Raw genomic sequence first — 7,348 nt, 5'->3', positions numbered from 1 at the left:
GATCACGGCCGCGCTGACGGCCTTTCAGGACTTCGCCACCGCCGCCCTGCTGTCCCTGCCCTCCTCGCTTGAGGTGGCCGGGACGAAGCAGGACCGGCGGCGACGACAAACCGGACCGGAGGCAGCGCCGCAGGCGCGCCCGCCCCGGCCGCATCAACAGGGGGACATCACATGACGCAGAACAGGTGGCTCGGCGCGGCCCTTGGTGTCGCGCTCGGGGCGATGATGCTGGCGGCGGCCCCGGCCATGGCCAAGGACCGGCTCACCGTCGACCTGGTGAACGAGCCGTCCTCGCTGGACCCGCAGCTGCAGTGGAACCCGGACAGCTACTACGTCTACCGCAACATCTTCGACAACCTGGTCACCCGCGACGACAAGGGCGAGATCGTCCCGCAGGTGGCGACCTCCTGGAAGTACCTCTCGGATACCGAGATCGAGTTCCAGATCCGCGACGACATCACCTTCCATGACGGGCAGAAGCTGACGGCGGAGGACGTCGCCTTCAGCATCCGCCGCATCACCGACCCGAAATTCGCCAGCCCGCAGCTGGGCCAGTTCAACAAGATCACCGGTGCCGAGGCCACCGGCCCGACCACGGTCCGGGTGAAGACCGACGGCCCCTACCCGGCCCTGCTGGCGCAGCTGGTGAAGCTGTCGATCGTGCCGAAGCATGTGGTCGAGGCGGTCGGCAACGAGGCCTTCAACCAGAAGCCGGTCGGCAGCGGGCCGTACAAGTTCGACAGCTGGCAGCGCGGCGTCGCCGTCACCCTGACCCGCAACGACGCCTATTGGGGGACCAAGGGCCCGTTCCAGACAGCGGTGTTCCGCGCCGTGCCCGACGCCGCCACCCGCGTCGCCGACCTGCAATCCGGCACCGCCGACCTGGTGGTCACACTGGACAGCGACCTGGCGGCCCAGATCCAGGGCTCCGACAAGGTCAAGCCGCTGGTGGTGCTGACCGAGCGTGTCGCCTATCTGCGGCTGAACCCGCTTAACCCGCCCTTCGACAATCTCAAGCTGCGCCAGGCCGTGGCCTATGCCATCGACAAGCAGGGCCTGACCGAGGGCATCCTGGGCGGCTACGACAAGCCGGTGGCGGAGCTGCTGACCCCCGCCCATGTCGGCTGGACCGAGGGCATCGAGGGCTTCCCCTATGACCCGGAGAAGGCCAAGGCGCTGGTGGCCGAGGCCGGCGACGCGGCGAAGGTGGAGGCCGAGCTGTCCACCGCCCCGGTCTACGACCAGCGCATCGTCCAGGCGGTGCAGCAGCAGCTGACCGAGATCGGCATCAACGTGAAGATCACGATGACCGACATGGCCAGCTACCTGAAGCGGTCGCAGGGCAAGCCGGAGGACGGCGCCAGCATCACCTTCGGCCGCTGGTCCTGCGCCTGCCAGGACGCCGACGGCGTGCTGTTCCCCCTGCTGCACAGCAGCAGCGGCTGGTCGAACTACCGCAACGCCGAGGTCGACAAGCTGCTGGTCGAGGCGCGCTCGACCCTGGACCAGGCCACCCGGCTGGACCGCTACGCCCAGGTGAACAGGATCGTCGCCACCGAGGTACCGGCCCTGCCGCTGTACCAGGCGGCGATCATCTACGGCGCGGCCAAGGGGCTGAACTGGCAGCCGACGCCGAATGAGAGCCTGTTCCTGAACCGCATGTCCTGGACCGACTGACCATGGCCGTCCCGCTCAAGCCTGCCCTGCTGGGCGCGGCGCTGGCCTTCGCCCTGGCCCTTCCGGCCGCGGCGGAGGCCAAGGACCGCTTCGTGATCGACCTGGTCAACGAGCCGTCGACGCTGGATCCCCAGCTGCAGTGGAACCCGGACAGCTACTACGTCTATCGCAACATCTTCGACAACCTGGTCACCCGCGACGACAAGGGCGGGATCGCGCCGCAGATCGCCACAAGCTGGAAGGTGCTGTCCGACACCCGGGTCGAGTTCGAGATCCGCGACGGCGTCACCTTCCATGACGGCAGCAAGCTGACGCCGGAGGATGTCGCCTTCAGCGTCAACCGGATCATCGACCCGAAGCTGGCCAGCCCGCAGCAGGGTCAGTTCGACAAGATCGTGAAGGCCGAGGCGACGGGGCCGCACAGCGTCGTGCTGACGCTGGCCGGCCCCTACCCCGCCCTACTGGCCCAGCTGGTGAAACTGTCGATCGTGCCGAAGCATGTGGTCGAGGCGGTCGGCAACGAGGCCTTCAACCTGAAGCCGGTCGGCAGCGGGCCGTACAGGTTCGACAGCTGGCAGCGCGGCGTCGCCGTCACCCTGACCCGCAACGACGCCTATTGGGGCACCAAGGGGCCGTTCCAGACCGCGGTGTTCCGCGCCGTGCCCGACGCCGCCACCCGCCTGGCCGATGTCGAGGCCGGCAGCGCCGATCTGGCGGTGTCGCTCGATTCCGACCTGGCCGGCCAGCTCGAGGCGTCGGGCAAGGGCAAGCGGCTCTACACCCTGACCGAGCGGCTGGCTTATCTGCGTCTGAACCCGACCAGGCCGCCCTTCGACGACAAGCGGCTGCGCCAGGCCGTGGCCTATGCCGTCGACAAGGAGGGTATCACCCAGGGCATCCTCGGCGGGCTGGACAAGCCGATCGGCCAGATGGTGACGCCGGCGCATTTCGGCTGGTTCGAGGACATCCCCGGCCTGCCCTTCGACCCGGACAAGGCCAAGGCCCTGGTCGCCGAGGTCGGCGGCACGCCGAAGGTCGAGATCGCCACCGGCGCCTTCTTCGACCAGCGCGTGGTCCAGGCGATCCAGCAGGAGCTGGCCGATGTCGGCTTCGACGCCAGCATCAAGCTGGTCGACACTCCGACCTTCCTGAAGCTGATCCAGCAGGGCGCGCAAGGCGGCCCCACCCTGGCCGTCAGCCGGTCCTCCTGCGCCTGCCAGGATGCGGACGGGGCGCTGTACCAGCTGTTCCATTCCGGCAATCCCTGGACCATCGTGGAGAGCAAGGAGCTCGACGGCTGGCTGGACGACGCCCGGGCGACGCTGGACAGCGACAGGCGGCTGACCGACTACCGCAAGATCAGCACCTTCATCGCCACCGAGCTGCCGGTGGTGCCGCTGTTCCAGACCGTGGCGATCTACGGCGCCGCCAAGCCGCTGCAATGGACGCCGACGCCCAACGAAAGCCTGTTCCTGAACCGCATGTCCTGGTCGGACTGAGGGAGGCGAAATGACGGAGGACCACCGCCCGGCATGACCGCCTTCCTGCTCCGCCGCCTGGGCCAGGCGCTGCTGACGATCTTCGGCGTCGCCACGCTGATCTTCTTCCTGCAGCGCCTGACCGGCGACCCGACCTACCTGCTGGTGCCGGACACCGCCACCCAGGCGGACATCGACGCGCTGCGCCACGCGCTGGGCTTCGACCGGCCGCTCTGGGTACAGTACCTGTCCTTCCTGGGCGAGATCGCGCGGTTCGACCTCGGCAAGTCCGTGGTGCAGCACGTGCCGGTCGCCGACATCATCGCCTCGCGCCTGCCCTACACCCTGGCGCTGGCGGCCGGGGCGCTGCTGGTCGCCTGCGGCATCGGCATCCCGGTCGGGGTGGCGCTGGGACGCGACCGCTGGGTGGCCCGGATCCTGGCCGGGCTGGTGCTGGCGGCGCAGAGCATGCCGACCTTCTGGAGCGGCATCCTGATGATCCTCGTCTTCGCCGTCACGCTGGGCTGGCTGCCGCCCTCCTCCACCGGCGGGATCGACCATCTGGTGATGCCATCCGTGGCGCTGGGCCTGCTCAGCATGGCAACCTTCGCCCGGGTGACGCGGACGGCCCTGCTGGAGGAGTTGTCGAAGGACTATGTCCGCACCGCCCGCGCCCGCGGCGCCGCCACCGGCCGGCTGCTGTGGCGCCACCTGGCCCGCAACGCCTCGATCCCGGTGATCACGGTCGCGGGCCTCGAGGTCTCGAACCTGCTGGCGGGCGCGGTGATCGTCGAGACGGTGTTCGCCTGGCCCGGGCTGGGGCAGCTGACGGTGCAGTCGATCCTGGCGCGCGACTTCCCGATCGTGCAGGGGGTGGTGCTGCTCGGCTCCTTCGTCACCGTCGCGTTGAACCTGCTGACCGACCTGCTCTACACCGCCATCGACCCGCGCATCCGGCTGGGGAGCGCGCGATGAGCACCGCCGTCGATACCTCTCCGGCCCCGACCGCCAGGCGCAACCCGCTGCGGCGCGCCCTGCCCTTCATCATCCTGCTGGCGCTGTTCGCCCTGGCCGCCATCCTGGCGCCGCTGGTCGCGCCCTATGACCCGAGCGCGCAAAACCTGCTGGGCCGGCTGAAGCCGCCCGGCACCGTCGCCCGCAACGTCCACTACCTCTTGGGCAGCGACGAGCTGGGGCGCGACCTGCTGAGCCGCCTGGTCTGGGGCGCCCGGATCTCGCTGCTGGTCGCGGTGCTGTCGGTGCTGATCTCCGGCGTCGTCGGCACCGTGCTCGGCATGCTCGCCGGCTATCTGCGCGGGCCCGTCGAGATGGTGGTGATGCGGGTGGTCGACGTGTTCCTGTCGGTGCCCGCCATCCTTCTGGCCATCATCACCGTCGCCGTGGTCGGCCCCGGCCTGCTGAACGTCATCCTGGTGCTGGCCCTGACGCGCTGGCCGCGCTACGCCCGCGTCGCCTACGGCCAGACGCTGGCGATCGCCGGCCGGCCCTATGTCCGGCTGTCCGCCTTCATGGGCGCCGGTCTGTTCCGCGTCCTGTTCCGCCACATCCTGCCGAACATCCTGGGCGCCGTGACCGTGGTCGCGACGCTGGAGTTCGGGCTGATGGTGCTGTTCGAGGCCGGGCTGTCCTTCCTGGGCCTCGGCGTGCAGCCGCCGACCGCGAGCTGGGGCGCGATGCTGTCGACCGGCCGCAACTATGTCGCCACCGCCTGGTGGATCGCCACCTTCCCCGGCCTCTGCCTGTTCCTTCTGGTGCTCGCCGCCAACCTGATCGGCGATGCGCTGCGCGACCGTCTCGACCCCCACAGCCGATGAGGACCCCCATGAACATCCCCAGCGATCTGAACGGCAAGCGCGTGGTGGTGACCGGCGCCTGCGGCGTGGTGGGCAGCTGGATCGCCGCCGCCTTCGCCGAGGCCGGCGCCAGCCTGTGCCTGACCGACACGTCGGAGGCGGATCTCGACCGCCTGGCCATGAACCTGAAGGGCGACCGCTTCACCTTCGCCGCCGACCTGCGCAAGGCCGAGGACATCGAGGCGCTGGCCGCCGAGATCGGGGTCCGCTGGGGCACGGCGGACATCCTGGTGAACAATGCCGGCGTCTATCCCAGCGGCTTCCTGCTCGACATCGATGTCGACGAATGGGACCGGATCTTCGAGGTCAATGTCCGCGCGCCCTTCCTGCTGTCGCGGGCCCTGGCGAAGCAGATGATCGCCGCCAAGGTCCAGGGCAGCATCATCAACATCTCCTCCGGCGCGTCGCGCAAGATGCGGCGGACCGTGGTGCCCTACTGCGTGTCCAAGACCGCGCTGGACCGGCTGACCAAGGGCTTCGCGCTGGAGCTGGCGGAGTTCGGCATCCGGGTCAACGCGGTCGAGCCCGGCTTCATCGCCGGCAGCAAGGTCAGCCTGCTGACCGAGGAGCATGTCGCGGCGACCAGCGGGTCGATCCCACTCGGCCGCCCCTCCTCCGCCGCCGATGTCGGCAACGCCGTGCTGTTCCTGGCCAGCGACGCCGCCGCCTACATGACCGGGTCGACCATGACCGTCGACGGCGGCAACTCGATCGGCTCGATGGCCGTGTACCAGGCCAAGAAGTCGCCGTTGTAAGGAGGTCCCGATGGTCCAGCCCTGGCCGCGCTATCAGTGGCCGGAAGGCCGCGACAGCGCCTTCTGCTTCACCGTCGATGTCGACGCGGATTCGCCCTATCTGTGGCAACAGCGGGCGCCGGAGGCGACGCGCTCGCTGGGCCAGCTGGAGCAGCGCCGCTTCGGCCCGCGGATGGGGATCTGGCGGCTGCTGGACCTGCTCGACCGCTTCGGCATCAGGGGCAGCTTCTTCGTGCCCGGCGCGGTGGCCGAGGCCAACCCCGAGCTGCTGCCGGCCTTCCTGGAGCGCGGCCATGAGATCGGGCTGCACGGCTTCTTCCACGAGATCGTGGCGCAGAGCAGCGACGCCGAGTTCACCGGCGCGCTGGAGGCGGCGATCGAGGTGTTCCGCCGCCAGACCGGCGCGGTGCCGAAGGGCTTCCGATCGCCGGCCTGGGAGATGACGCCGCACATGCTGGCAGAGGTGCGCCGGCACGGCTTCTGGGACAGCTCGCTGATGGGCGCCGACCACCCCTATGAGATCGACGGCGTGGTCGAGGTGCCGGTGCAATGGGCGATCGACGACGCCGTGTTCTTCAAGTTCTCCGGCGGCGGCACCGACCAGTGGCCGCCCGAGGCGCCGGGCCCGATCCTGGAGGGCTGGTTGGACGAGTGGGAGATGCTGCGCCGCCTGAACGGCCTGTTCATGCTGACGGTCCATGACTGGATCTCCGGCCGCGCCCAGCGGCTGCGGCTGCTGGAGCGGCTGCTCGAGCGGATCACGGCCGCCCCCGGCGTCTGGATCGCCACGGTCGGCGAGGTCGCGGCGTATCACGCCGGCTCGGCCAACGCCGGGCGGTTCGTCGCCGCGTCGGATATTCCCGGCCCGGTCGAGCCGCGCCGCTTCGGGCGCCAGGCATGAATGTGAGCGGGCGGAAGACCGAGATCCGCAGCCGCCACGGCCTGGTCGCGGCCCAGCATCGTTACGCGGCGGAAGCCGGCGCGGCGGTGCTGGCGCGCGGCGGCAACGCCATGGACGCGGCGGTGGTGGCGGCGCTGGTGCTGAGCGTGGTCGAGCCCTGGCTGTCCGGCATCGGCGGCGGCGGCTTTCTGCTGCATGCCGACGGCATCACCGGCGCGGTCTCCGCGCTGGATTTCAACGTCCGCGCCCCGGCGGCGCTGGACCCGGCCGACTATCCGCTGGCCGGGGCCGACACCGGCAACTGGTTCCAGTGGCCGTCGGTGGTCGAGGACCGCAACCTGATCGGCGGGCCCTCGATCTGCGTCCCCGGCGCGGTCGCCGGCCTGGCCGAGGCGCTGGAGCGGTTCGGCAGCATCGGCTGGGCCGAGGCGCTGGCGCCGGCCATCGACCATGCCGAGCGCGGACTGGAGATCGACTGGTACGCCGCCTTCTGCCTCTCGATCGAGGCGCATGCGCTGGCCCGCTTCGCGCCGACGGCCGCGCTGCTGCTCGAGGACGGCGAGGCCCCGAAAGCGGCGGAAGGCAAGCACCGCCCGATGCCGGCCAAGGCCCGGATGCTGCGCCGCCTGGCGCGGGAGGGCGCCCACGACTTCTACGAGGGTG

At 70.1% G+C, this 7,348-nt stretch carries 7 protein-coding genes; all 7 read left to right on the top strand.

The window, feature by feature from the left end; genetic code table 11:
* The first annotated feature begins 171 nt into the window (after window positions 1-171).
* Window positions 172-1,677 carry an ABC transporter substrate-binding protein gene (locus P409_RS21120; RefSeq protein ID WP_034843254.1) on the top strand — a complete coding sequence of 502 codons (1,506 nt, stop codon included), beginning with the start codon at window positions 172-174 and terminating at the stop codon, window positions 1,675-1,677.
* 2 nt (window positions 1,678-1,679) lie between these two features.
* Complete coding sequence (locus P409_RS21115; protein ID WP_034843252.1) at window positions 1,680-3,176, top strand: ABC transporter substrate-binding protein; 1,497 nt, start codon at window positions 1,680-1,682, stop codon at window positions 3,174-3,176.
* A gap of 33 nt (window positions 3,177-3,209) precedes the next feature.
* Complete coding sequence (locus tag P409_RS21110) at window positions 3,210-4,130, top strand: ABC transporter permease (RefSeq protein ID WP_034843251.1); 921 nt, start codon at window positions 3,210-3,212, stop codon at window positions 4,128-4,130.
* On the top strand, window positions 4,127-4,990 hold the full coding sequence (locus tag P409_RS21105) for an ABC transporter permease (RefSeq protein WP_034843249.1): 864 nt from the start codon (window positions 4,127-4,129) through the stop codon (window positions 4,988-4,990). The genes P409_RS21110 and P409_RS21105 overlap by 4 nt, the downstream gene beginning before the upstream one ends.
* An 8-nt stretch (window positions 4,991-4,998) precedes the next feature.
* Window positions 4,999-5,784 carry an SDR family NAD(P)-dependent oxidoreductase gene (locus P409_RS21100; protein ID WP_034843246.1) on the top strand — a complete coding sequence of 262 codons (786 nt, stop codon included), beginning with the start codon at window positions 4,999-5,001 and terminating at the stop codon, window positions 5,782-5,784.
* 10 nt (window positions 5,785-5,794) lie between these two features.
* On the top strand, window positions 5,795-6,685 hold the full coding sequence (locus P409_RS21095; RefSeq protein WP_034843242.1) for a polysaccharide deacetylase family protein: 891 nt from the start codon (window positions 5,795-5,797) through the stop codon (window positions 6,683-6,685).
* Between the two features lie 2 nt (window positions 6,686-6,687).
* On the top strand, window positions 6,688-7,348 hold a 661-nt coding region (locus P409_RS21090), incomplete at its 3' end, for a gamma-glutamyltransferase (RefSeq protein WP_202964750.1).

The sequence above is a fragment of the Inquilinus limosus MP06 genome (assembly GCF_000767795.1).
In the GTDB taxonomy this organism is placed as follows: Bacteria; Pseudomonadota; Alphaproteobacteria; order DSM-16000; family Inquilinaceae; genus Inquilinus; species Inquilinus limosus_E.
The sequence above is the reverse complement of the archived record's forward strand: the minus strand, read 5'-3'. Positions and strand labels throughout refer to the sequence as shown.